This window comes from Mesorhizobium sp. WSM4833 (genome assembly GCF_055811095.1).
The window spans coordinates 1-24,136 of sequence record NZ_JBVVQG010000025.1 but is presented as its reverse complement, the minus strand read 5'-3'; the positions used below and the strand labels follow the sequence as shown (position 1 = coordinate 24,136).

Below are 24,136 nucleotides of genomic sequence, written 5' to 3'. Positions count from 1 at the left end.
TTGCCTTTATCCGTTTTCCCTCGCCGCCCGTGTCAAAAGCCGCTGATAGAACAGGCCGATACCGATCAGAGCCGCGCCGAGGCCGATGAAGGATAGCGCCCGGAGTACGCCTTCCAACTCCGACATGTCGAATATGAAGACCTTCAGCACGGCGATCGCGATCAGCGCGGCCGAAGCGATGCGCAGCACCTGCGATTTCAGCCAGACGCCAGCTGAGAGCAGCGCAACGCCAATCACCAGCCAGAGCGCCGAATAGGTGTAGGTTTCCAACTGGCCGAGGCCGCTCCACAGGCCGATGAATTCGCCCTTGAACAGGCGCCTCACCGACAGCGTGGCATAGGCGAAGGCAAGCGCGGCAGCCACCACGGCCAGCATCTGCGCATACCATTTCGGCCGCTTGTCCCTGGCGTAGAGCGCCAGTCCCCCGGCGGCGACCGCCGGCAGGAGATAGGCGAGGAACAACAGGTTGAACACCGGGATACGGCCGGTCGATTCGTCGGTAAGCAAAGGATTCAGCACCACGAAATGCCTGACAACGATGAAAGCGACCGAGGCCACACCGGCGGCCATCGAACCATAGCGCAGCACCGAGCTTGGCGAGCGCATGTCGATGGCGACCAGGATGGCGCCGGCGCCGATGGCGATCAGGGTGTAGATCGACTGTTCGGCGAGCGTCATGGCACCCGTGTCGATGACGCCGCCATGCATGGCGTGGCGCACCAGCATGGCGAGCGTGAGCAGCGCAAACAGTGCCGCTGCCGCCTCCATGGCAAGGCGCGGCCGGCCATTCGTTGTGCGCGCAAGCTGCCAGGCGGCAAAGCCGAAGGCCAGCGCCGGCACGCCGTAGCCGGGCAACAGCCAGTTGAACACCGGCGTCGTCGACAGGAACCCGGCGCCGACAATGGTCGGGTCGAAGGCGACACGGCCAAGCACCGCGATCACCGCGCCGACCGAAATCCAGCCGAGCACCGGATAGACGCGCCAGCGCGTGGCCAGCGCCGGCACGATGACCGCCGCACCGAGCAGGATGGTGGTCCAGCCGGAATCGAAAGCCATATGCATCAGCAGCAGCCCGGCGATGGCCGCGCCGCCCAGGGCAAACGACACGGCGATGCCGCCCTTGAGCGGCGGCTCCTCGGCCCGCGCGATCCACTCGCCGCCGGCGGCGAAAACGACGACCAGCAGTGCCGCTGCGGCGGCGTAGACAAGGTCACGGTCGAGATTGCCGAAGGTGAACCAGAGCGCCAGCAGGATGACCAGCGGGACGATGACGCCCCACGCTGCCCATGAGGCCGCGCGGATTTGCATCCCGGCCGCAAACCTGCGCGCCGCCCAGAAGCCGGCGCCGATGAAGACCAGGCCGAGTGCGATGCCGATGCGCAAGGTCAGCGCGTTGGACGTGGCCACCGGCAGTCCGTCGACGCCCAGGGCACCGCCCGAAAAATCGGAAGCGATCGAGGTTGGCGGGATGATGCCGAGATAGATCATCACCGTGACCAGTCCCGCGGCATAGAGGAGCGGCAGCGCCAGCGGACGATAAAGCGTGACCGCCACCATCGCGGCGATCACCACGGCGCCCGGCAAGGCGTAGCCGGCGGCAGCGAAGGCCGGGTCGACCGACAGGCCCAGCGCCGAGAATGCGACGAACAGGCCAGGCACGATGGACGGCCAGTCGAAAGCCCTGTCTGGCGTGGTTTCGTCGCCACGGCGAGCGAGCCAGACAAGGGCGAGCACGGCCAGCGTGACGGCGTCGATGAGCAGGATCGCAGAGAGGTTCGCCCCCGGCGCATCGGTCATATAGAGAATGGTCCAGACACCGGTGCCGAAAAAGGCAGCCGCCATCAGCAACTTCCAGTCGCGTATGCGGGCGATGACGCCGGTGGCGGCAAGCACGATGGCGAGATAGCCGAACAGCGCCCAGGGATTGGGTGCCTGCGAGGCGACGAGCACCGGCGTCACCATGGCGCCGACAAGGCCGACGCCGGCCAGCGCCTGGCCGTGGACGAGCGCAGCGGCAATGGTTGCCACACCGATGGCCCCAAGCAGCGTGAAGGCGAGCGCCGGCCCGATGAAACCGTAAATGCCATGCGCGGCGTAGACGGTGCCGAACAGGATGAAGGCACCGGCCGCTGTCAAGATCGCCGGAATATAGGCGCCCGCGGCGCCTTGTACGGGCATCTTGAAGCCGGTGCGGCGGACGAACTCGCCGCCCACGACCAGCACAAGGCCGAGCGCGCCGGCCATGGTCAGCCGTACGCCGGGGCCGAAAATGCCGGCTTCGATGGTGTAGCGGATCAGGAACAGACCGCCCAGCGCCAGGGCGATGCCGCCGACCCAGACCGCCCAGCGGGTGCCGAGCGCGGTTTCGACATCGGATTGGCGGGCGGCTTTCGTCGCTCCGGGAAGCTCCGCGGGTTCCACCGCCTTCGGCGCCGGTTCTGGAGCGGTCCACGGCCCGGACACGATCTCGCCGGTCGAGTCTTCCGTTTCCGTGGCTGGCGCCGGTGCGGCGACCGGCTCGCTTGTCGCTGGAGAGGGAATGTCGGCCGCTGCCGCAACGGCTGGAATCACATCGGCGGGAACGTTGTCGGCCACCGCCTGTTCGGACGGCTTGGCCGCAGGCGGCACGGCTCCCGAGAGCACAAGGCTGCGCAGCGCGCCAAGCTCGCGCTCGACAAGGCCGATGCGGCTCTGCTGGCGCGAAATGATGACGAACAAGGCGATGATGGCGACTAGGCCAATCAGGCTTTCAAACATGGCGGTTCCCCCAAACCAGGCCAGTTTTCACTGACATTCGTCGTACTGACATTCAAATGCGGCGGCCAAGCGGCCAGAAAACTCAGCGCGCCGCCAGATTGGCGGCCGGAAAGATCGAGCATGTTTCGGTGCCGAAAGCCAGCAGCTTGCCGCCGCCATCCTTCAGCGTCGCTTCCGACACCGCCAACGTGCGGCCCTTGTGAACAACCCTGCCCTCGCAGACCACCTCGCCGGTCTTCGGCGTGATGGGACGCGTCAAATTCACCTTGAACTCCGCCGTCGTATAGGCCTCGCCCTTTTCGAGCAGCGTCTGCACGGCACAGGCCAGTGCCGAATCGAGCAGCGTCGCCGCCCAGCCGCCATGCACGCTGCCCAGCGGGTTGAGATGGCGCTCGCTCGGCATGCCACGAAAGACAGCGCGCCCTTCCGAGACTTCGGTGAGAGTGAAATTCAGCTGAAAGGAAATCGGCGGCGCCGGATACTTGCCGTCAACGATGCGCTGCAGCAATTCCAGACCGGTGTATTTCAGGATATCGGCGTGCGGAATGGTGCCGAGCCCGAGCGGTGAGACCCGGCCAGGATAAAGTTCGACCTCGCTCATGTGATGATTTCTCTGGTTGCGTCCTCGCCAGCTATGGCCTTGCCGCGCGCGTGATGTTTGCGCAAGGCGGCGAGGAAGCCGGTACGAGCGTCCGGCGGCTCGATGCCGCGCGGCTCATAGACGTGCCGGGTGAAAAAGAAGCCGGTGAGCCGGAAGGCGTCCTCGACATCAGCCGCATCGGCGCGCAGGCCGGAGCCGCGCTGCAGGAAAGCCGGCAGAGCCAGCATCTTGTCGCGCCATGGCAAACCGGCTTCGCGCGATACCGCGCGTCCCGACTTCGGCGAGACATAGGCCAGGTCCTGTCGCGTGCCGGTGGCGGCACATCGACTGAGATCGAGGCCGAAGCCGAGTTCGTCCAGCACCAGAAGCTCGAAGCGCGCCACCAGTTCTCCGGCAACGTCGGCGTCGTCGAGATGGACGATCATCACGGCAAGCGTTTCGTAGAGACCTTCATGCGCGTCGCGCTCGGGCAGCAGGCGCAGATGCGCGGCCATGGTCTGCAAGCCGTAGACGGCGACGGCGCTGTCCATCAACCGGGCAGCATTCATCTCGATCGCTTCGGCCTGGAACGTGCCGAGATGTTCATCAAGGCGCGCACGCCACAACAGGTCGACGCGATTGCCGGGCTGGAGGACGGGCTGCTGTTTGCGCGAACGGCCGCCGCGAACAAGGCCGAGATGACGGCCATGCGCTCGCGTCAGCACCTCGAGAATGGCGCTGGTTTCGCCATGCTTGCGGGTGCCGAGAATGATTCCCTCGTCGCGCCATTCCATTTCAGGAGCTTTTCACCGATCGGGTGGCGAAATCAAGGTATGGGCTTGGCTCCTGGGTAACTCTCACACCAATGCATAAAAAACCGCCCGCAGCGATGTGCTGCGGGCGGGCTGGTGAGGTCAGTCGATCTGCTAGAAATTGCGCTGGAAGCGGACGATGCCGCCGACGCTGCTCTTCTTGTCGGCCTTGGTCCAGTTGTTGAAGTCGAAGTCGTCGAATTTTCCTGCATTGAGGTAATCGACTTCAGTCGTGACCGTAAAGCCGGGCACAATGGTATAGGCAACGTTGGCAGCGACGCCGAGGTTCTTCCAGTCGTCATAGGAAATCTGGGCGTTGAACGAGGTCTTCTCGTTGAACTTGTAGGTGCCGCCACCCCAGACTGCCCAGTTACCGCCCCACGGCTTGTATTGGGTACGGCCTGTGCCGAAGTCGTTGATGTTGTCGTTGGTGCCGTAGCCGCCCATGACGAACAGCGTCAGTTCCTTGCTGACGTTGACGTCCAAACGGACCTTGCCGGCCACTTCCTCATAGTTGCTGTCATAGGCCACGACGCCAGTGATCGCACCCCAGTCGCCCTTGTACTTCAAGCCGCCGACGACATGCGGAACATAGCTGTCGATGGTGTTGGCGGCGGTGCCTTCCTCAAGCGAGACCACGCCCGTGAAGCCGCTGCCAGCGTCGAAGTAATAGCTGATGAGATTGGTATCCTTGACACCATACGGGATGAGCGTGTCCTGGATGACATTGCCGGCATAACCGATGAACTGGTCGTATACCGTTTCATCCTTACCGACGCGCAGACCACCGAGCTGGATCCAGGCGAAATTGAGGGTGGTGGTCTTGTTGCCGGCCTGCCAGCCGGTGCCGTCGCCTGTATAGTCGCCGGAGGAGTTGCCGAACTGGAAGCGAGTTTCGGTAAAGGTCTTCAACGTGCCGAGTTCGGTTTCCTGGCCGGTATAAGTCCTCAGCGTGAAGCGCATGTTCTTGTAATAGGTGTCGTGCCTATCGCCGTCCATGTGATCGGCAACGTTGTTGGCGCCATCGAGCGAGCCGGAATCGCCGACGCCCATGTCGTAGCGGAGATAACCGCCGATGCGCAGGCAGGTCTCGGTGCCCGGAATATAGAAGTAGCCGGCGCCGTAGACGTCGCAAATCTTGACGTATTCGGCCGGTTCCGGTTCGGCGACGACGACAGCGTCGGCGGCGCGCGCGCCGCTGACCGCGATCAGGGCCGCGGCTGAGCCGAGAAGGAGGCTCTTGATGTTCATTTTCTGACCTCTCCAGTCATAGTTATAAATGGCTTCGGATTTGTGGCTGGCGGCAATGTTTTCCCGCCTCACCCCCACAACGAAAAAGGCTCACACCGCTCGCCCTTTTCAGCGGCGAACATACCCATCGATCATCTGCCTTCAATGACGATTTCCGAAATAATGCCAATTCCGTGAACAGATTAATGCTGTGTTGCACAAATAACACTTTGCGTGACGGCGAATGGCACAAGTGGCACAACGTTACATATTGAATATATATACGGTATACTTTCGCGGCTAAATATAATTCAACGTTTTATATTTCTAAAAATACCGCACAATGTGGAATATCTACCTGGTTTTCGCCGACATCGACCTGAATCTTGCCGACCCCTCTATCGCCAGGTGACGCCCATTCGCCAATCTCACTCTGATGCCGAGGCGAAAAGCGGGATGACGCTTCCTGTCTGCTTCTTCCAAGACGATCGAAACCCTGGAGCGCTGTGGCGTCCCCGATTGTGACAGCAGCCAACCGTTCAAAAACGATTCCTCCGTGACGCCTCTCAGTCGACCTTGGCGACACGGGCGACGTGGTCGTCCGCCTCGATCAGGCGGATTGGCACTCCCGGGAAGCATGCGTCGGTCGGAATGTCCCTGGTCGCGCCATGCGACGGCGGATGTTTGGCGACGGGACTGGGTTTTGGTTGGCTAGAGCGGCTTATCGTTCGGCGCTTCACGCTCGCGCGCGCGGTCGGCAAGGACTTCATCGATTGCGTGACAGGATTTCTCAACCTCAACAGGGTTGGCGTCGATCTGTCCAGCGACCGTGATCAGCGCCTTCCAAAGCGTCCAGCCACGACCGCGCGCCCACATCGCCCCGTCGGCCGGAAGGCCGGCACGAAACGCCTCCCGGCTTTTGCCTTCAAACAGCGTCCACGCAATCGCCAGATCGCAGGCGGGATCGCCGACGCCGGAGGTTCCGAAGTCGATCACCGCGCTCAATCGGCCTTGCCTGACCAACAGGTTTCCCCAACTGACGTCACCGTGGAACCAGACCGGCGCACCGTGCCATTGTGCGGCAAGTGCTGCCTCCCACACCGCACTGGCTGCGGCCGTGTCGATCTTGCCTTCGAGGGCGGCAATCGCTTGCCGGGCCTCGCCATCGTAGACGCTGAGTGCTCCGCCGCGAAATAAATTGTGCTGTCCCGGCGCCGGTCCACCGGTGGCATCGATACGCTGAAGGGCGACCAGGAACGCGGCCAGGTCGGTCGCAAATTGCGGCAGGCTGGCAATCCGCTCGCGCTCTGCCGTCTCGCCTTCGATCCAGCGGTAGACGGACCAGTGCCAGGGATAGCTTTCGGCCGGAACTCCCATCGCCAGCGGCACCGGGATCGGCAGCGGCAGCAGAGGTGCGAGCCTCGGCAGCCAGCGATGCTCCTTTTCCACCTGCAGGGAATAGGCCGCGGCGCTTGGCAGTCGCACGGTCATCTCGCCGCCCAGATGAAAGGTCCTGTTGTCCCATCCGCCTGATGCAACCGGCCTGACCGGAAGATCCTTCCACTTGGGAAATTGCTTGGCGATCAATCGGCTGACAAGCGTTATGTCGATGTTCGGCTTGCTGACCATCGAGCCTAGCGCGGAAACTCGAGCCCCATTTCGCGGTAGCGCTCGGGGTCGTCGCCCCAGTTCTCGCGCACCTTGACGAACAGGAACAGGTGCACCTTCTGTTCGAGGATGCCTGCTATCTCCATGCGCGCCGCCTGGCCGATGGCGCGGATGGTCTCGCCCTTGTGGCCGAGAACGATCTTCTTCTGGCTGTCGCGCTCGACATAGATGGTCTGGTCGATGCGCACCGAGCCGTCCGGCTTCTCTTCCCATTTCTCGGTCTCGATATGCGAGGAATAGGGCAATTCCTGATGCAGCCTGAGATAAAGCTTCTCGCGCGTGATCTCGGCCGCGAGCTGGCGCATCGGCAGGTCCGAGATCTGGTCTTCCGGATAGTACCAGGGACCGACCGGCAGAGACTCGGCCAGATAATCGAGCACGTCCTTGCAGCCGGAACCGGTCAGCGCCGACACCATGAAGGTGCGCTTGAACGGCACCCTTTCGTTCGCTGCCGCCGACAGAGCCAGCAGCGCTTCGTGCTTGACGCGGTCGACCTTGTTGAGGATCAGCACCATCGGCTGGCGCACATCCTTCAGCCGTTCGAGGATGGCGTCGGCGTCGCCCCTGATGCCGCGCTCGGCGTCGATCAGAAGCAGTACGATATCGGCGTCCTTGGCGCCGCCCCAGGCGGTGGTCACCATCGCCGTGTCGAGCCTCCGCTTCGGCTTGAAGATGCCGGGCGTATCGACGAAAACGATTTGCGCATTGTCATGCGTGGCGATGCCGCGCACGATGGCGCGGGTCGTCTGCACCTTGTGGGTGACAATCGACACCTTGGCGCCGACCAATTGGTTGACCAAGGTCGACTTGCCCGCATTGGGCGCGCCGATCAGCGCGACAAAGCCGGAATGCGTGGCGGCGGCTGTGGTCGCCGGCTCTTCGGTAGCGGTCATGCCGCGCTCCCTTCACTGGAGGGCCGCGAGCCCCCCGATTTTTGGGCCGATGCGGCGGCCCAGACGCCTTCGCGCACAAGAAATGCCGAAGCCGCCGCTTCTTCGGCCGCCCTGCGCGAGCCGCCGGTGCCGCTTATCGGCGCAAAGCCGCGGACCTGCAAGGATACAGTGAAGACCGGCTGATGGTCGGGTCCCTCGCGCTTGTCGATCACATATTCGGGTCTGATATCGCTGGTCTTGGCAATCCATTCCTGCAGATCGGATTTCGGATTGAGCGGCTTTGCGATCACCGTATGCGAGCGCGGTTCCCAGTAGCGCAGGACGAACCGCCGCGCGGCCTCGATGCCACCGTCGACGTAAACCGCCGCAATCAGCGCTTCGACCGCATCCGCCAGATAGTTTCCGCCCGAGCCACGCGACCGCATCTTCAAGGCAGAATCGGCGCGGACCAGATCCTCCAGCTGCATTTCGATGCCGATTTCGGAGCAGGTCCGCGCATCGACCAGCGCATTGAAGCGCGGCGCGATTTCACCTTCCGGCGCATCGGGAAATTTTTCGAAAAGCATATCGGCGACGACAAGCCCGAGCACGCGGTCGCCAAGAAATTCAAGACGCTGGTTGTTGGTGGCCGCCTTGACCGCACTGGAATGCGTCAAGGCGGTCTCGAGCAAACGGATATCCTTGAAGACGTAACCGGTCTTGGCCTTCACCAAACCGGCCAGTGTTTCGCCTGTCGGGCGCTTCAAAGCCATCAATTGACGAAGTGAAACAGGCGCGAAGCGCGCATCAGCGACGGCCATTTCCAGATTTCGAGAGGGCTCGCCTTGCCGGCGATCGAGAAGAAGACAAGGTTGGCGCGGCCAACCAGATTTTCCGCGGGAACGTAGCCGACAGTGAAACGGCTGTCGGCGGAATTGTCCCGGTTGTCGCCCATCATGAAATAGTGGCCGGGCGGCACGTCGAATTCGCGGGTGTTGTCGCCGATCGAGTTCGAATTCAGGTCAAGCGTGTCGTAGCTGACGCCGTTGGGCAGGGTTTCGCGATAGACATCGATCGGGCGCGATTCCTCGGTGATGTCGGGATTGTCGATCTGCCCTGTTTTCACGCGCGGCACGCCGACGCCGTTGATGAACAGCTGGCCGTCCTTGACCTGGATCTTGTCACCCGGCAGGCCGACCACGCGCTTGATGTAGTCGACGGACGGATCAGGCGGGAACTTGAAAACCGCCACGTCGCCGCGCTTCGGCTCGGAGCCCCAGATGCGGCCCGAAAAAATATCGGGTCCGAAAGGCAGCGAATAGCGCGAATAGCCATAGGACCATTTGGTGACGAACAGATAGTCGCCTTCCAAAAGCGTCGGCCGCATTGATCCCGATGGGATCGAAAAAGGCTGGAACAGCAGCGTGCGGATGACCAGGGCGAGCAAAAGCGCCTGGACGATGACGCTGACGGTCTCGCCAAGCCCGCCGGATTTCTTCTCGGATTTTTCAGCCACGCTCATGTCGTCCTCGATTGTGCGTTGGATGGTATAGAGTCTCGGCGCGCGCTGGGCAACGTCAATGCCGGTCGTCAGAGGCAATCAATGTGGCGCTTCTTCGACGGGCAGCGCCTCGATGATCACAAAGGCTTGAGCGAGCGGGAAATCATCCGTGATGGTGAGGTGGATTGCCGCCCGATGGCCCTTTGGCAGGATTTTGTCCAGCCTGGCCTGCGCTCCTCCCGTCAACGCCATGGTCGGCGCGCCACTGGGCAGGTTGACGACACCCATGTCGCGCCAGAACACGCCCTGCGCCAGTCCGGTGCCCAGCGCCTTGGCGCAGGCCTCCTTGGCGGCGAAACGCTTGGCATAGGAGGCCGCGCGGGCGCGTCGATTGTCCGAACGCGCCTGTTCGATGTCGGTGTAGATTCTCTGGACGAAGCGCTGGCCGTGACGCTCCAGCGATTTCTCGATGCGTCTGATGTCGATCAGGTCGCTGCCGATGCCGATGATCATCGCGCAGTGGAACCGATGCTTGCGCCGGGATGGGACGATTGCGCATGCCGGCTTGCGCGCTCGGCCAGGCGTTTGCGCCGCTGTTCGCGGAAAGCGTTCATACCCCAGCGCGTGATGGCGTAGAACAGCAGCCCGAAGATCAAGCCGAGCGGAACCGCACCGATCAGCATCGGTTCAAGGACCGGTTTCCACAATTGCGCGAAGGAGAGGTTGTGCAACATCTCGCCCAGATGCGCCGGCGGCCCATGTGTCGGCAAACGGTCATGCAGGATGAGCTTGCCCGTTTCCCACGACGCGCCCCATAGCAACGGGAAGGTCAGCGGGTTGCCGAAAAAAACCGCGCCAAGCGCCGCCGCCACCAGATTTCCGGCGATCACCCAGCACAGGATGGCAGCGATGATGAAATGGAAACCGACGGGGAAGAATGAAGCGAAGACACCGGCCGCAACGCCGGCCGCCACCGCATGCGGTGTGGCCTTCAGCCGCAGGATGCGCTTGGAAAAATACTGAAGCGAGCGCGAAAACGAGCGGCGCGGCCAAAGATAGGTACGCACCCGCTCATAAAGGCCATCAGGCTTGCGGCGTCGAAATAGCACTCTGTTCCCGTTCCACAGCGCCCGCAACGGCACCTTCAGCCGGGCGTGGCAGCCACATCTTGCGCTTGACGATCACCCTATGGCAATCGGCAGCTTATATAACAACGCGCTGGCGCAAGAACAACCAAACACCTTTTGTGCCGCGCTTGTCGCCGCCCTTCGGGGCGGCAGGTCTTGCTTCGAACATTGGACAATCGCGGCAAATTTAAGGAACGGCAGTCGCATCGCCGAAAGGCACAGCGCCGCCAGCGGCTACGGCAGGTATTCGCTGACCTCGACCAGATTGCCGTCCGGGTCGCGGAAATAGACCGACATCATTGGACCTCGGGCCCCGACACGTTCAACCGGGCCGAGTTCCACCACCACACCATTGGCCGCGAGCCGCGCACGGACTTCATCCAGTGGCCGCTCGGTGATCAGGCAGAAATCACCTGATCCTGATGTCGGCGACTTCGCCTTTGGCTCGAAAGTCCGGCCGACCTCATGCACATTGATCTTATGGATACCGAAAGCCAGCGCCGTCGGTCGATCGGCCGCGTCGATGCGCTCAAAACCCAGCACGCGCTGGTAAAACTCACAGGTCACTTCCAGCGATGCGACCGTCAGCACGAAATGATCGATGCCGGCGATCATTTCCAATTCGTCTTCACGCATGTCGGCATGCCCCGTCAGATGTTGCGGCTGCCGGGCTTGATCGCCGGGATGGCGGCAAGCTCCGGCGGCAGCCGGTCGGCCGGATAGGCCGGGACCTCATACTCGGCAAGCGCGATGAGCGGCACGCCGACATCAGTCTTGCCGGCCGAACGGTCGATGATGCAGGCCGCGGCAACCACCTCGGCGCCAAGCTCGCGCAGGCACTCGATGGTCTCTCGGATCGACAGGCCGGTGGTGACGATGTCCTCGACGATGACGACACGCGAACCCCTGGCGATCTCGAAGCGGCGCAAGCGGAACTCGCCCCCTTCCCGCTCGACCCAGATCGCCGGCACGCCGAGATGACGTGAGGTCTCATAGGCCGGGATCAGCCCGCCGATCGCCGGGCCGACGACATAGTCGATCTTGCCGGGCACGCCTGCGCGGATCTTCTCCGCCAGCGCCTTGCACAGAAGCTCGGTCTTGTCGGCATGCATGAACACGCGCGCCTTCTGCAGGAAGACCGGACTGCGCAGGCCCGAGGTCAAAATGAAATGCCCTTCCAGAACAGCACCCGCCTCGCGGAAAATGCCCAGCACTTCATCGGTGTTCATGTCTGCCTCTTTTTGATTGACCATGACGTTGTCCGAAACCGGAGCATGGTCTAGCCATTGACGCGTCTTGCGTCGCTGACGCTCGAATTGTCCTTGAGCTGCGATAGCAGCCGGTTGAGGTGCTTGAGATCCCAGACTTCGAGATCGATCAGCATTTCGGTGAAGTCGGGCGCAGTGCGCACCATCGACAGCGTATGGATGTTGGCGTCGTTCGAGGCAACCACCTGCGCTATATCGGCGAGTGACCCCGGCGCGTTGATGGCGGTGACCGATACGCGCGCCGGAAAGCGTTCCTTGGTGCGCTCATCGATGTCCCAGCGCACGTCGATCCAGCGCTCGGGCTGGTCATCGAACGCCTGCAGCGCTGGCGACTGGATCGGATAGATAGTGATGCCGGTGCCCGGCTGGACGATGCCGACGATGCGATCGCCAGGCACTGCCCCTTCCGGCGCGAAGCGCACCGGCAGATCGCCGCGCACGCCGCGGATCGGCACGGCTCCATCGCGTGGCTGGTCCTTGTCCTTGCGCGCGGCACGACCCGGAATCTGGAACAGCATGCCGGCGGCATTGCGGATCTTCGACCAGCCCTCCTCGCGCGGCTTGGGAACGGCCGTGGTGACACGCTCGTCCTTGTAGTCAGGGAATACCGCCTTCATGACATCAGTGGAGGCGAGCTCGCCACGCCCGACAGAGGCCAGCACATCCTCGATGTCCTTGCGCGCCAACCTGTGCAGCACCTGCTTCAGGCTCTCCTTGGTGAAGGTCTTGCCGGCACGCTCGAAGGCGCGTTCCAGGATGCGGATGCCAAGACCCGAATATTGCTTGCGGATGGCGTTCTTGGTGGCACGGCGGATGGCCGAGCGCGCCTTGCCGGTGACGACGACCGATTCCCACGCCGCCGGCGGCACCTGCGCCTTGGAGCGGATGATCTCGACCTCGTCGCCGTTCTTCAGTTCCGTCATCAGCGGCATGATGCGGCCGTTGACCTTGGCACCAACGCAGGTGTCGCCGACATCGGTGTGCACCGCATAGGCGAAGTCGATCGGTGTCGCGCCGCGCGGCAGCGCAATCAACATGCCTTTCGGGGTGAAGCAGAACACCTGGTCCTGGAACAGTTCCAGCTTGGTATTTTCGAGGAAATCCTCAGGGTTGTCGCCTTCGGCAAGCTGCTCGATGGTGCGGCGCAGCCAGGCGTAGGCGTTGGTTTCCTTTGAAATCGCGTGGGCGGCGCCATTCGTCTTGCCGCCGGTATCCTTGTAGATCGAATGAGCGGCGACGCCGTATTCGGCGATCTTGTTCATCTCTCGGGTGCGGATCTGCAGCTCGACACGCTGGCGCGACGGGCCGACAATGGTGGTGTGGATCGAGCGGTAGTCGTTCTGTTTCGGCGTCGAGATGTAGTCCTTGAAGCGGCCCGGCACCATCGACCACGCGGTGTGGATGGCGCCAAGCGCCCGGTAGCAGTCCTCGACCGTGTCGACGACGACGCGAAAGCCGAAGATGTCAGAGAGCTGCTCGAAGGACAGCGCCTTGGCCTCCATCTTGCGGAACACCGACCACGGCTTCTTCTGCCGGCTCTTTACGCTGGCGTTGATCGCATGCTTCTCGAACAGCGTGGACAGTGCCTTTTCGATGTCCGTCAGCACGCCCTTGTTGCGTTCGAAGATTTCGGCAAGCCGTGCGGTGACGGCGCGATAGGCTTCAGGATTAATGAAGCGGAAGGCGATCTCCTCCAGCTCTTCACGCATGCCTTGCATGCCCATGCGCCCGGCCAGCGGTGCGTAGATATCCATCGTCTCCTCGGCGATGCGCAGGCGCTTGGCCTCCGGCATGTGGTCGAGGGTGCGCATATTGTGCAAACGATCGGCGAGCTTGACCAGCAGCACGCGGACATCTTCCGAAATCGCCAGCAGAAGCTTTCTCAGGTTTTCCGCCTGCTCGGCCTTCTTCGAGACCAGATCGAGCTTCTTCAACTTGGTCAGGCCCTCGACCAGCTTGCCCATTTCGGGGCCGAACAGATCGTCGATCTCGGCCCGCGTGGCGGTCGTGTCCTCGATGGTGTCGTGCAGCAGGGCGACCGCGATTGTCGCCTCGTCCATATGCATTTCGGTGAGGATGGCGGCGACTTCGAGCGGATGCGAGAAATACGGATCGCCGGAAGCGCGCTTCTGGTGGCCATGCTTCTGCATGGCATAGACATAGGCCTTGTTGAGCAACGCCTCGTTGACGTCAGGCTTGTAGCGCTGGACGCGCTCGACAAGCTCATACTGACGCATCATGGGCGGAATCTCGCGGTGCTGAAATGATTGATGCGCCGCACTAGCGTACGGCGCATCCCATAGATAGCCACGAAACTGACTGGACGGAAGTGCCGGAAACGTATTCCAGGCAGGTCCAGAACGCTGGCTTAGTAGTCGTCGCTCTTTTCCGGCGGCACCAGGCCCTCGATGCCGGCCAGGAGGTCTTCCTCGGTCATCCGGTCGAAGGTGATGTTCTCCTCGGCGTCGTCGGCGTCGGTGGCGGCAACGGCGGTGCCGGTCTGATCGGCAATCGCCTCGCCATCGGCCTCGGGCTCGTCGACCTCGACATGCTTCTGCAGCGAATGGATCAGATCTTCCTTGAGGTCGTCGGGCGACAGCGTCTCATCGGCGATCTCGCGCAGCGCCACAACCGGATTCTTGTCGTTGTCACGCGGCACTGTGATCGGCGCGCCCTGGCTGATCTGCCGGGCACGATGGCCGGCAAGGAGCACCAGCTCGAAGCGGTTGTCGACCTTGTCGATGCAATCTTCAACGGTTACGCGGGCCATGGATTGCCCCTTTCATGCGATGGATTTGATGGAAAACAGGCGCGGTCCATAACCCGAACGCCGTCAAAATACAAGCATCATGGCAATGGCTGGGTTGCATGGCGTCCAAACCTTGGTTCAAACACCCGATTTGGCAAAACCAGTCTGTGCTATGTGTTCGGTGTCCCGATCACAATTGCTTGCAGTGCCGCACGCGCCCTTGGTTTGCCGCGAAACTGGCGCTATCTCGGATGGCATAGAGGTCAGCCGGTTTATTATGAGCCTGACCGAACGCTATCGCATTTGGTTTAGACGGGTGTTTATTTCGAGAAGGAATATTTTCCATGTTCGACCCTCGTGAAAAAATCGCCCTATTCATCGACGGCGCCAATCTCTACGCGACGTCGCGCGCGCTCGGCTTCGACATCGACTACCGCAAGCTTCTGTCGAGCTTCCAGAAGCGCGGCTATCTGCTGCGCGCCTATTATTACACGGCGCTGGTCGAGGATCAGGAATACTCCTCGATCCGTCCGCTGATCGACTGGCTCGACTATAATGGCTTCAAGGTGGTCACCAAGCCGGCCAAGGAATTCACCGACTCGACCGGCCGCCGCAAGATCAAGGGCAATATGGACATCGAGCTCACCGTCGATGCGCTGGAACTCGCCGATGTCGTCGACCACTACGTCATCTTTTCCGGCGACGGCGATTTCCGCACATTGGTCGAGGCATTGCAGCGGCGTGGCCGCAAGGTATCGATCGTCTCGACCATGGCCTCGCAGCCGCCGATGATCTCCGACGATCTGCGCCGCCAGGCCGACCATTTCATCGACCTGACGACGCTGAAGAACGAGGTTGGCCGTGACCCGTCCGAGCGGCCGGTGCGCAGGCCCGAGCCGGCCGAAGTCGACGAGGACGATTATTGAGGCCGGTCGCCTTGACCGTGCTTTCCGCCTCCGAACCCGGCCGCGATTGCCCGCTCTGCCCCAGGCTGCATGACTTCATCGCCGAGTGGCGGCAGCGCGAGCCGTCCTGGTTCAATGCACCGGTGCCGACTTTTTTACCACCCGAGGGTGACGCGGCGGTTCAGTTGCTGATCGTCGGGCTGGCGCCTGGCCTGCGCGGTGCCAATCGAACGGGCCGCCCGTTCACCGGCGACTATGCCGGCGACCTGCTCTACTCGACGATGATATCGCACGGTTTTGCGCGCGGAGAGTTCAAGGCGCGGCCAGATGACGGATTGGAGCTGGTCGGCACCGCGATCACCAACGCGGTGCGCTGCGTGCCGCCGGAGAACAAGCCGGTGGGCGCCGAGATTGCCACCTGCCGGACATTCCTGGTGCCGACGATCGCCAGGTTCCCGAACCTGCGCGCCGTGCTGGCACTGGGATCGATCGCGCATCAGTCGACGGTGCGGGCATTGGGCGCGCGTGTCGCCGCCTATCCGTTCAAGCATGGCGGGCAGCTGCCGGCCGGCAGCATCACGCTGTTTTCGAGCTATCATTGCTCGCGCTACAACACCAACACCGGTGTGCTGACCGAAGCGATGTTCGTTAGCGTTTTCAGCCAGATAGCGGCGTTCCTGCGGAAATAGAGTCGGGCGCCAGCGGATCAGCTTGATGGCGCAAACAGTGCAGCCAGCACCGCCGGCCCACCCTGCAGCACGTTCATATCGACATCGCCATTGATGCCGTCGACGCGACCCCTGTTGTGGTACTGCCAGTAGACCCAGTCGTCGCGGTCCGGCTCCAGGAGCAACGAGCGGAGCCAGAGCGGACGGGCAGCAATGCGCCCTGCATAGGTCTGCGCTGCCTCATCGGTCAGATAGACGATCGCAGGCTTGCCGAACGTCGCCTCGACTGGAGCGAGGAACGCGGCCAGTTCGGCGTTCAATTGTTCGGGCGTCGGCCGCTGCGGGCAGTTGCCGCCGAATTCGATGTCGACGACCGGCGGCAGCAGCGGCTGGTCGTGCGGCACAACCGAGATGAAATTCTTCGCCTGGTCGGCGCCAGGTCGGCAAAAGGTGAAAAAGTGATAGGCGCCGACGGCGAGACCGGCGGCGCGGGCCTCTTCCAGATTCCTCGCGAAGGCATCGTCGACATGATCGCCGCCTTCGGTCGCCTTGATGACTGCGAAGGCGACATCGTCGGCGGCGACACGCGGCCAGTCGATCCGGCCCTGATGATGGGAAACGTCGATGCCCCTGAGCGGATATTTGTCGCGGTCCGGCGAGAATGCCCTGAAATAGATGTAGCCGCCTGCTGCGACGAAACATACCAAGACCAGACTGGCCAGACCAAAGAGGACAATCCGGTTCTTCAAGCGAATGGCCCCAGCCTACCCACGCTCTTTTAACAGCCGGCCCTTCTCGCGCGACCAATCGCGCTGCTTCTCGCTCTCGCGCTTGTCGTGCAGTTTCTTGCCGCGGCCGACAGCGAGCAGCAGCTTGGCGCGGCCCTGGTCGTTGAAATAGATCTTTAGCGGCACAAGCGTCATGCCTTCGCGGTCGACGCTTTGCGACAGTTTCGCCATCTCGCGCTTGTTGAGCAGCAGCTTGCGGCGCCGCCTGGGCTCGTGGTTGAAGCGGTTGGCCTGCAGATATTCCGGCAGATAGGAATTGATCAGCCAGATCTCGCCGCCTTCGACCGAGGCATAGCTGTCCTGGATATTGGCCTGGCCCTGGCGCAGCGACTTGACCTCGGTGCCGGTCAGCACCAGACCGGCCTCGACCGTGTCGAGCACCTCATAGGAAAACCGCGCCTTGCGGTTTTCCGAAACGGTCTTGTTGTTGGGATCGGCTTTTCTGACTTGATTCATGATGCGGAGAGGTGGCGCCTCATCCCTAATTAATCAAGCCGGCGTGCTTCATAGCCGCATCGATCTTGTCGGCAGTCGACTGTTCGATCGTCACCAGCGGCGAGCGCAGCACGTTTTCGACCTTGCCTAGCTTCGACAGCGCGTATTTGGCGCCGGAAACGCCAGGCTCGATGAAGATCGCCTTGTGCAGCGGCAGCAGGCGATCCTGCAGATCCAGCGCCTTGGCGCTGTCGCCGGCAAGCGTTGCCTCCTGGAATTCGGCGCACAGCCGCGGCGCGACGTTCGACGTCACCGAAATACAGCCGACGCCGCCATGCGCGTTGAATCCAAGCGCCGAAGCATCTTCGCCCGAAAGCTGGATGAAATCCTTGCCGCACGTGGCACGCTGCTCGGAAACCCGTTCGACCTTGCCGGTGGCATCCTTGACACCGACGATGTTCTTGAAGTCGTGCACGAGCCGGCCCATCGTGTCCGGCATCATGTCGATGACCGAGCGCGGCGGGATGTTGTAGATGATGATCGGCAGCTTGGTCGCCCTGGCGACCGCCGCGAAGTGCTCATACAGGCCGCGCTGCGTCGGCCTGTTATAATAAGGCGTGACGACCAGGGCGGCATCGGCGCCGGCCTTCTCGGCATACTGCACGAGCCCGACGGCTTCCTCGGTGTTGTTGGAACCAGCGCCGGCGACGACCGGAACTCGTCCCTTGGCCACCTCGATGCACACCTTGACGACCTGGCGATGCTCGTCATGCGACAGTGTCGGCGACTCGCCGGTGGTGCCGACCGGCACCAGGCCCGTCGTGCCCTCCGCGAGTTGCCATTCGACGAATGCGCGAAAGGCTTTCTCGTCGAAACGCCCGCTCTTTTCGAACGGTGTCACGAGCGCAGTAAGCGAGCCTCTCAGCATATCGTCCAACTCCTTGGCACTTCTGGTGTTTTGTGTCGGTGTTTGTGGTCGCGCCTTCTAACCGAAAGCGAAGCGGCGCACCATAGTCTCGACATGGTTGCGCGGCAAGCATTGCCATGGTGCCAGCAAGCGCAATTCGAACGGCCTCGCTAACTCTTTGTTTACGGGCTCTTCACGACCTAAGTCTAGGCTTCGAGGCATCTTCGCCAGCTTGTGGAATGCCAGGACAAGGAAAGATTTAGGGATCATGCCGGGCGGTCGGCCTCACCTTCTCGCGCTGCTTGGCGCCGCGCTCGCGCTGATGCCGGGCATGGCGATCAGCGGCAGCGTGGACGCACGGGTCACCTCAGCCATTCCGATTCCAGGCGCGGCAATTGCGCTGCCAGACCTGCAGGACAGAACGCGACAGGCGCCCTTGCCCGACGTCGCCCCTCTGAAAAGCGGACTGGATGCGTTGGCGCGGGGTGATAGTCTCCGCGCTCGTGGCGTGCGCGATGCCCTTCCGGCGCAGTCGCTCGACCAGCATATCCTTGCCTGGGCGATCGCGCTTTATGGCGGCGACAAGGTTCCGAGCGACGATATCACTGCTGCGGCCAAGATGCTGCCCAACTGGCCGGGGACCGTAGCCCTGCGCAAGAACAGCGAGCGCGCGCTCTATCGAGAGAACCCTGCCCCCGACATCGTCATCAGGGCGTTCGATGGCAGCCAGCCGCAGACATTCGAAGGCGTGATGGTTCTCGCCCGCGCCTATGTGGCGTCCAGCAATACCAAGGCGGCGCGTTCCGTGCTGTCGCCCTTCTGGCGCACCGCGATCCTGGAGGCCAAGGACGAGGCGGCGCTGATCAAGGAATTCGGCAGCCTGATCCCGGCCGCGGACCACCGCTTTCGCATGGAGCGCATGTTCTATGCCGACCGCGCGAATTCCGCGCTGCGCGTCGCCGGCCTCGCCGGCGCCCAGCAGCTCGCCGATGCATGGGCGGCGGCCGACAAAGGCGACAAGAACGCGCCCAAGCTGCTGAAGGCCGTGCCGGCAATGCAACGTTCGGCCGGCTACTTCTTCGCGCAGGCCGAATATTTGCGCAAGCAGGAGGATTTTGCCGGCGCTGCAGCCATTGTGATGCAGGCACCGACCGATCGCGAAGCTCTGGTCGATCCGGATGCCTGGTGGGTCGAGCGCCGGGTGCTGTCGCGTGAACTGGTCGACCAGGGCGACATGAAGGCCGCGTACAAGATCGTCGCTACACACGCTGCCGAAAGTGCCACCAATGCGGCCGACGCCGAATTCCATGCCGGCTGGTACGCGTTGCGCGGCCTGAACGACCCCAAGCTTGCCGCAACGCATTTCGCTCGCATCGCCGACCTTGCCCAAGGGCCGATGACGCTGTCGCGCGCGTATTACTGGCTCGGCCGTGCCGCCGAAGTCGGCGGCCCGGGCAACGCCAAGGATTATTTTGCGCGCGCCGCTGCCTACGGCACGACATTCTACGGCCAGCTTGCCGCCGAACGTGTCGGCCGGCAGGCGCTCAACATCGTCTATCCCTCGCCAAGCGCAGCCGACCGGCAGAACTTTGCCGGCCGCGAGGCCGTCAGCGCCATCAAGCGGCTGCAGGAGGCGGGCTACGACCGCTATGCCGAGACGCTCTATCGCGACCTTGCCGGGCAGTTGACCAGTCCAGGCGAACTGGCGCTGCTCGCTGTCCTTGCCGAAAAGCAAGGGAACCATTTCATGGCGCTGAAAATCGGCAAGATCGCCGGCGCGCGCGGCATTGATGTCGGCGCATTGTCGCATCCGCTCGGCGTCATTCCCGATTCGGCCGACATTTCCGGCTCAGGCAAGGCGCTGGCCTATGCGATCGCCCGCCAGGAAAGCGAATTCAACATCGGCGCCGTGTCGAGCGCCGGCGCGCGCGGGCTGCTGCAGCTGATGCCGGGAACCGCAAGGCAATTGGCGAAGAAGGCCGGGCTGCAGTTTTCGCAAACACGGCTGACCACCGATGCCGGCTACAACGCGACGCTTGGTTCGGCCTTCCTCGGCGAACAGCTCGACCGCTTCAACGGCTCCTACGTGCTGACCTTCGCCGGCTACAATGCCGGCCCCAACCGGGCCAGGCAGTGGGTGGGCAGATATGGCGACCCGCGCGGCAAGGACATCGACGCGGTCGTCGACTGGATCGAGCGGATTCCCTACACGGAAACAAGAAGTTACGTTCAGCGAGTGATGGAGAATTACGAGGTCTACAAGATGCGTATTTCCGGCAAATACGACATTGTCGGGGATCTGGTGAACGGGCGGAGTTGAGCCTTTCTGTCCTTCTCCACTTGTGGGAGAAGGCAAGAGCGCCTTTTATTGACCATCCCTGCCCTCGCCTGTAGCTGTCCAGATTGATACAGCGAGGTCGCACATTCCGATGGCAAGCGAGCAGCTTTTTTCCGACTTCTTCTACAGCGCACCGGACGGGTTAAAACTCCATGCGCGCGTCTATGGCGAGGCCAATTCCGGACCCTGGCCGGTTGTCTGCCTGCCTGGCCTGACCCGCAATGCCAGGGATTTTCACGAGCTGGCGCTCTATCTGTCGACGCATGCGGCAACTCCACGAAAGGTCATCGCCTTCGACTACCGCGGGCGCGGGCAGTCAGCTTATGATCCCGACGTCAAAAATTACAATGTCGGCGTGGAGGCCGGCGACATTCTCGCCGGGCTGGCGGCGCTGAACATCGGAGAAGCGGCCTTCATCGGCACCTCGCGCGGGGGATTGATCATCCATGTGCTCGGGACGATGCGGCCATCCGTCCTGAAAGCCATTGTTTTCAACGACATCGGACCGATGATCGAGACGGCCGGACTTGCCCATATCCAGTCTTATCTCGAGCGCGACCCGGCACCGAAAACCCGCACACAGGCGGCGGCCGCCCAGCGCAGCGTGCATGGCGAAGACTTCTCCGCTCTTGCCGGCGCCGATTGGGATCGGATGGTATGGGCTCTCTACCGCGAAACGGATGGTGGGCTGGTGCCGGATTTCGATCCGAAGCTGGTGGATACCGTTGCCAGTCTCGATCTGACGCAGAAGCTGCCTGACCTATGGCCGCAATTCGAGGCGTTGGCCGCGATTCCTCTGCTCACCATACGGGGCGTTAATTCGAGATTGCTGTCCACAGACACGCTCAAGCAGATGAGAGAGCGCCATTCCATGATGGAGACGATCACCGTCGAGGGTCAGGGCCATGCGCCGTTCCTCGAGACCGGCAGCCTACCGGGCGACATAGGCGCTTTTCTCGATCAGGCCGAGCGGAAGAATATCCTGAAGTAAATCCCATGACCGAACAAGGTCACGGGATAGCTATGATAGTATAGGCAAGTTTCTTCAGCCTACTTGGCTTTTGAACTTTTCCGAGTCGCTTTCGGCGACTCCTTAGCGGCGGCGGCTGCCCCGTCCCTCTTTTTCCGCTCTGCCGTCGGCGACGAAGGCGTCGTCACGGGCGAAGAAAACATGGGGCCTTCAGCGCAATTGCCGCCCGGCTGAGTCGATCGAGGCGTTTCCAGCACGATGACACAGCCATCGAGATCGTTGGTGGCCAGATGCGCGTAGCGCATCGTCATCGACAGCGTTTGGTGGCCGAGCCACATCTGCACGCGCCTGATGTCGATGCCGCCCTGGACAAGACGCGAGGCGCAGGTATGGCGCAATATGTGCGGCACCACCTGATCGTCGGCGCCGAGGCCGACTTCGGCCTTCGCGTCGTTCCAGATGGCACGGAACTGTGCCTGGCTGAGCTTGGTGAACGGTCCTTTGGGCCGACGACCCTCGGTGGGAGGCAGCTTGATGACCTCCTTGACCCGCTCGGTCATCGGAATGGTGCGGCTGCGGCCGGATTTGGTGATCCAGAAGGAGACGCGATGCTCCTGGATATCGTTCCAGATCAGCCCAAGCGCCTCGCCGAGACGGCATCCGGTGTCGACCAGGAAAACGGAAAGCCTGTAGGCATCCTCGCTGCGGCTCTTGATGGCGGCGAACAGGCGCGCCTCTTCGTCCCTTTCGAGGAAGCGAATCCGACCCGCCCGCTCCTTCTGGCGGCGGAACTCGGGCAGGCTGTGGATATCTCCCATCTTGTGAGCCTTGCGCAGCAGTTTGCTGAGGGCAGCCATCTTTCGATTGATGGTTGCGTTGCTGTTGCCGCGCTGGCGCAGGGTGCCGATAAGGTTGTCCAGGGTACTTTGGTCAAAGGCGCTGAAACGCTCACCAAGGAGAATCTCGTCTATTTCGCCGATGAACGAGCTGACATTATACTTATGCCGCCCATCATCCCATAATATGTCCCGATATGCTGAAAAAAGATCTCCGACCCGATGCGATTTTACTTCTCTAATCTTGTTGTAGGTGTATCGAATCTTCGGACTTTGAGAAGAAAACATCGAAAAATGATCAGAGGACTCGCCCTCTTGAATCGCTTCGTTCGTCATCATTTGCCACACCCCCGAGTGGGATAGGTCAGCCCTACCCGCTTGGAAGCGTCCTTTCAAGAGATTTTAATCACGCAGTTGTGATTTCATCCGCCCATCAGCGGATCCCACGAAACCACCCCACGGATTTATTCAGCTACCGTTACCCCCATCCTTCCGTTTGCCTTGATCCAGTCACGAAACAAAAACAGCCCGGGCGTTTGCGCGCCCGGGCTGGATTTCACCTGTAAGGAACCAGCCCTTAGAACGAGCGCTGGAAGCGGAGGATACCGCCGATGTTGCTCTTCTTGTCGGCATGGGTCCAGTTGGACACGGTGTCGTTGCCGACATTAAGGTAATCGACTTCGGCCGTAACCGTGAAGCCAGGAACGACGTCGTAGGCGATGTTCGCCGCGATGCCGAGGTTCTTGCCCTCGTCATATGACACCTGAGCGTTGAACGAGGTCTTCTCGTTGAACTTGTAGGTGCCACCGCCCCACAGTGCCCAATTGCCGCTCCACTGCTTGTACATGCCGCGACCACCAGCAGGGAAATTCAAGCTTGCGTCGGTGTAGTTGTCGTCGGTGCCGTAACCGCCCATGATGAACAGCGTCAGCTCGTTCGTCGCGTTCACGTCCAAGCGAACCTTGGTGGCGACTTCTTCGTAGTTGCTGTCATACGAAACAACGCCGGTGATTGCACCCCAGCCCTGCGTCCACTTCACACCGCCGACGACATGCGGAACATAGCTGTCGATCGTGTAGGCGCCATAGCCTTCTTCGAGTGAAACCACAGCCGAGAAGCCGTTGCCAGCATCGAAGTAATACTGGATGACGTTGGTGTCGAAGCCGCCATAGGGAACCAGCGTATCCTGGATGACGTTGCCGGCGTAGCCGACGAACGTATCGAAGGCCGATTCGTCCTTACCGACGCGCAGGCCGCCGAGCTGGATCCAGGCGAAGTTCAGCGAGACGTCCCGGTTGTGGGCGGCGTTGACGTCCTCGAAGGCGTTGTCGTCGCCGAAGTTGAAGCGGGTCTCGGTGTAGGTCTTCAAGGTGCCGAGTTCGGTTTCCTGACCGGTCCAGGTCTTCAGCGTGAAGCGGGCTCTCTTGCGCCAGGTGTCGTTGCTCTCACCGATGTCCTGATGATCTGCGCTTCTTGCACCATCGAACGAGCCGACGTCGCCGCCACCGATGTCATAACGGATATAGCCGCCGATGCGCAGGCAGGTCTCGGTGCCGGGGATGTAGAAGTAGCCAGCGCCGTAGACGTCGCAAATCTTGACGTATTCAGCGGGTTCCGGCTCGGCGACGACGACGGCGTCGGCGGCGCGCGCACCGGAAACTGCGATCAGGGCCGCAGCGGAGCCGAGGAGAAGGCTCTTAATGTTCATTTTCTGACCTCCAGTCA

General features: G+C 62.0%; 23 protein-coding genes. 4 read left to right on the top strand and 19 right to left on the bottom strand.

The features are described 5' to 3' along the window. Positions 1-6: 6 nt before the first annotated feature. The 14 genes from AC0L2D_RS30455 to rpoZ form a co-directional block, all read right to left on the bottom strand. Positions 7-2,757 carry a DUF2339 domain-containing protein gene (locus AC0L2D_RS30455; protein WP_473543881.1) on the bottom strand — a complete coding sequence of 917 codons (2,751 nt, stop codon included), beginning with the start codon at positions 2,755-2,757 and terminating at the stop codon, positions 7-9. An 82-nt stretch (positions 2,758-2,839) separates the two neighbouring features. After that, entirely contained in the window at positions 2,840-3,358 is a 519-nt protein-coding gene (locus tag AC0L2D_RS30450; protein WP_013532579.1) for a PaaI family thioesterase, read from the bottom strand. Then, positions 3,355-4,131 carry a DNA repair protein RecO gene (recO, locus tag AC0L2D_RS30445; protein WP_473543879.1) on the bottom strand — a complete coding sequence of 259 codons (777 nt, stop codon included), beginning with the start codon at positions 4,129-4,131 and terminating at the stop codon, positions 3,355-3,357. The genes AC0L2D_RS30450 and recO overlap by 4 nt, the downstream gene beginning before the upstream one ends. A 132-nt stretch (positions 4,132-4,263) precedes the next feature. Further along, entirely contained in the window at positions 4,264-5,400 is a 1,137-nt protein-coding gene (locus tag AC0L2D_RS30440; protein WP_473543877.1) for a porin, read from the bottom strand. 690 nt (positions 5,401-6,090) lie between these two features. Continuing rightward, entirely contained in the window at positions 6,091-7,008 is a 918-nt protein-coding gene (locus AC0L2D_RS30435; RefSeq protein WP_473543875.1) for an aminoglycoside phosphotransferase family protein, read from the bottom strand. 5 nt (positions 7,009-7,013) lie between these two features. Continuing rightward, positions 7,014-7,940 carry a GTPase Era gene (gene era, locus AC0L2D_RS30430; RefSeq protein ID WP_024503067.1) on the bottom strand — a complete coding sequence of 309 codons (927 nt, stop codon included), beginning with the start codon at positions 7,938-7,940 and terminating at the stop codon, positions 7,014-7,016. After that, entirely contained in the window at positions 7,937-8,692 is a 756-nt protein-coding gene (gene rnc, locus AC0L2D_RS30425; protein ID WP_013532584.1) for a ribonuclease III, read from the bottom strand. Before rnc ends, era begins: the two co-directional genes overlap by 4 nt. Continuing rightward, positions 8,692-9,441, bottom strand: a complete 750-nt coding sequence (gene lepB / locus AC0L2D_RS30420; protein ID WP_013532585.1) for a signal peptidase I — start codon at positions 9,439-9,441, stop codon at positions 8,692-8,694. Before lepB ends, rnc begins: the two co-directional genes overlap by 1 nt. 78 nt (positions 9,442-9,519) lie before the next feature. Then, on the bottom strand, positions 9,520-9,933 hold the full coding sequence (gene acpS, locus AC0L2D_RS30415; protein WP_024503069.1) for a holo-ACP synthase: 414 nt from the start codon (positions 9,931-9,933) through the stop codon (positions 9,520-9,522). Further along, positions 9,930-10,529, bottom strand: a complete 600-nt coding sequence (locus AC0L2D_RS30410) for a DUF2062 domain-containing protein (RefSeq protein ID WP_013532587.1) — start codon at positions 10,527-10,529, stop codon at positions 9,930-9,932. Before AC0L2D_RS30410 ends, acpS begins: the two co-directional genes overlap by 4 nt. 252 nt (positions 10,530-10,781) lie before the next feature. Next, a complete protein-coding gene (locus AC0L2D_RS30405; RefSeq protein ID WP_224620996.1) occupies positions 10,782-11,162 on the bottom strand; it encodes a VOC family protein in 381 nt (126 codons plus the stop codon). Between the two features lie 35 nt (positions 11,163-11,197). Then, entirely contained in the window at positions 11,198-11,776 is a 579-nt protein-coding gene (pyrE, locus tag AC0L2D_RS30400; RefSeq protein WP_013532589.1) for an orotate phosphoribosyltransferase, read from the bottom strand. 50 nt (positions 11,777-11,826) lie between these two features. Then, positions 11,827-14,055, bottom strand: a complete 2,229-nt coding sequence (locus tag AC0L2D_RS30395) for a RelA/SpoT family protein (RefSeq protein ID WP_013532590.1) — start codon at positions 14,053-14,055, stop codon at positions 11,827-11,829. 128 nt (positions 14,056-14,183) lie between these two features. Continuing rightward, a complete protein-coding gene (gene rpoZ, locus AC0L2D_RS30390) occupies positions 14,184-14,585 on the bottom strand; it encodes a DNA-directed RNA polymerase subunit omega (RefSeq protein ID WP_013532591.1) in 402 nt (133 codons plus the stop codon). Between the two features lie 323 nt (positions 14,586-14,908). Between rpoZ and AC0L2D_RS30385 the strand changes: the two genes are divergently transcribed. Next, entirely contained in the window at positions 14,909-15,490 is a 582-nt protein-coding gene (locus AC0L2D_RS30385; protein WP_010915096.1) for a LabA-like NYN domain-containing protein, read from the top strand. Between the two features lie 11 nt (positions 15,491-15,501). Then, a complete protein-coding gene (locus AC0L2D_RS30380) occupies positions 15,502-16,158 on the top strand; it encodes a uracil-DNA glycosylase (protein WP_473543872.1) in 657 nt (218 codons plus the stop codon). A 17-nt stretch (positions 16,159-16,175) separates the two neighbouring features. Here AC0L2D_RS30380 and AC0L2D_RS30375 read toward each other — a convergent pair whose 3' ends face one another. The 3 genes from AC0L2D_RS30375 to dapA are packed head-to-tail and all read right to left on the bottom strand — an operon-like array spanning position 16,176 to position 18,288. Beyond that, positions 16,176-16,886, bottom strand: coding sequence for a glycoside hydrolase family 25 protein (locus tag AC0L2D_RS30375; RefSeq protein ID WP_473543870.1), 711 nt, complete (start codon positions 16,884-16,886; stop codon positions 16,176-16,178). A gap of 15 nt (positions 16,887-16,901) precedes the next feature. Beyond that, positions 16,902-17,381, bottom strand: a complete 480-nt coding sequence (smpB, locus tag AC0L2D_RS30370; RefSeq protein WP_013532594.1) for an SsrA-binding protein SmpB — start codon at positions 17,379-17,381, stop codon at positions 16,902-16,904. A 25-nt stretch (positions 17,382-17,406) separates the two neighbouring features. Then, positions 17,407-18,288: a 4-hydroxy-tetrahydrodipicolinate synthase gene (dapA, locus tag AC0L2D_RS30365; protein ID WP_013532595.1), complete on the bottom strand. Its 882-nt coding sequence runs from the start codon at positions 18,286-18,288 to the stop codon at positions 17,407-17,409. A 247-nt stretch (positions 18,289-18,535) separates the two neighbouring features. On the opposite strand from dapA, the gene AC0L2D_RS30360 reads away from it, so the two are divergent. Both AC0L2D_RS30360 and AC0L2D_RS30355 read left to right on the top strand, forming a co-directional pair. Further along, positions 18,536-20,587, top strand: a complete 2,052-nt coding sequence (locus AC0L2D_RS30360; RefSeq protein WP_473543867.1) for a lytic transglycosylase domain-containing protein — start codon at positions 18,536-18,538, stop codon at positions 20,585-20,587. Between the two features lie 109 nt (positions 20,588-20,696). Continuing rightward, positions 20,697-21,596, top strand: a complete 900-nt coding sequence (locus AC0L2D_RS30355; RefSeq protein WP_013532597.1) for an alpha/beta fold hydrolase — start codon at positions 20,697-20,699, stop codon at positions 21,594-21,596. Between the two features lie 59 nt (positions 21,597-21,655). Here AC0L2D_RS30355 and AC0L2D_RS30350 read toward each other — a convergent pair whose 3' ends face one another. Both AC0L2D_RS30350 and AC0L2D_RS30345 read right to left on the bottom strand, forming a co-directional pair. Next, positions 21,656-22,750, bottom strand: coding sequence for a tyrosine-type recombinase/integrase (locus AC0L2D_RS30350; RefSeq protein WP_013532598.1), 1,095 nt, complete (start codon positions 22,748-22,750; stop codon positions 21,656-21,658). A gap of 238 nt (positions 22,751-22,988) precedes the next feature. Next, positions 22,989-24,119, bottom strand: coding sequence for a porin (locus AC0L2D_RS30345; RefSeq protein WP_473543864.1), 1,131 nt, complete (start codon positions 24,117-24,119; stop codon positions 22,989-22,991). Positions 24,120-24,136 lie beyond the last annotated feature (17 nt).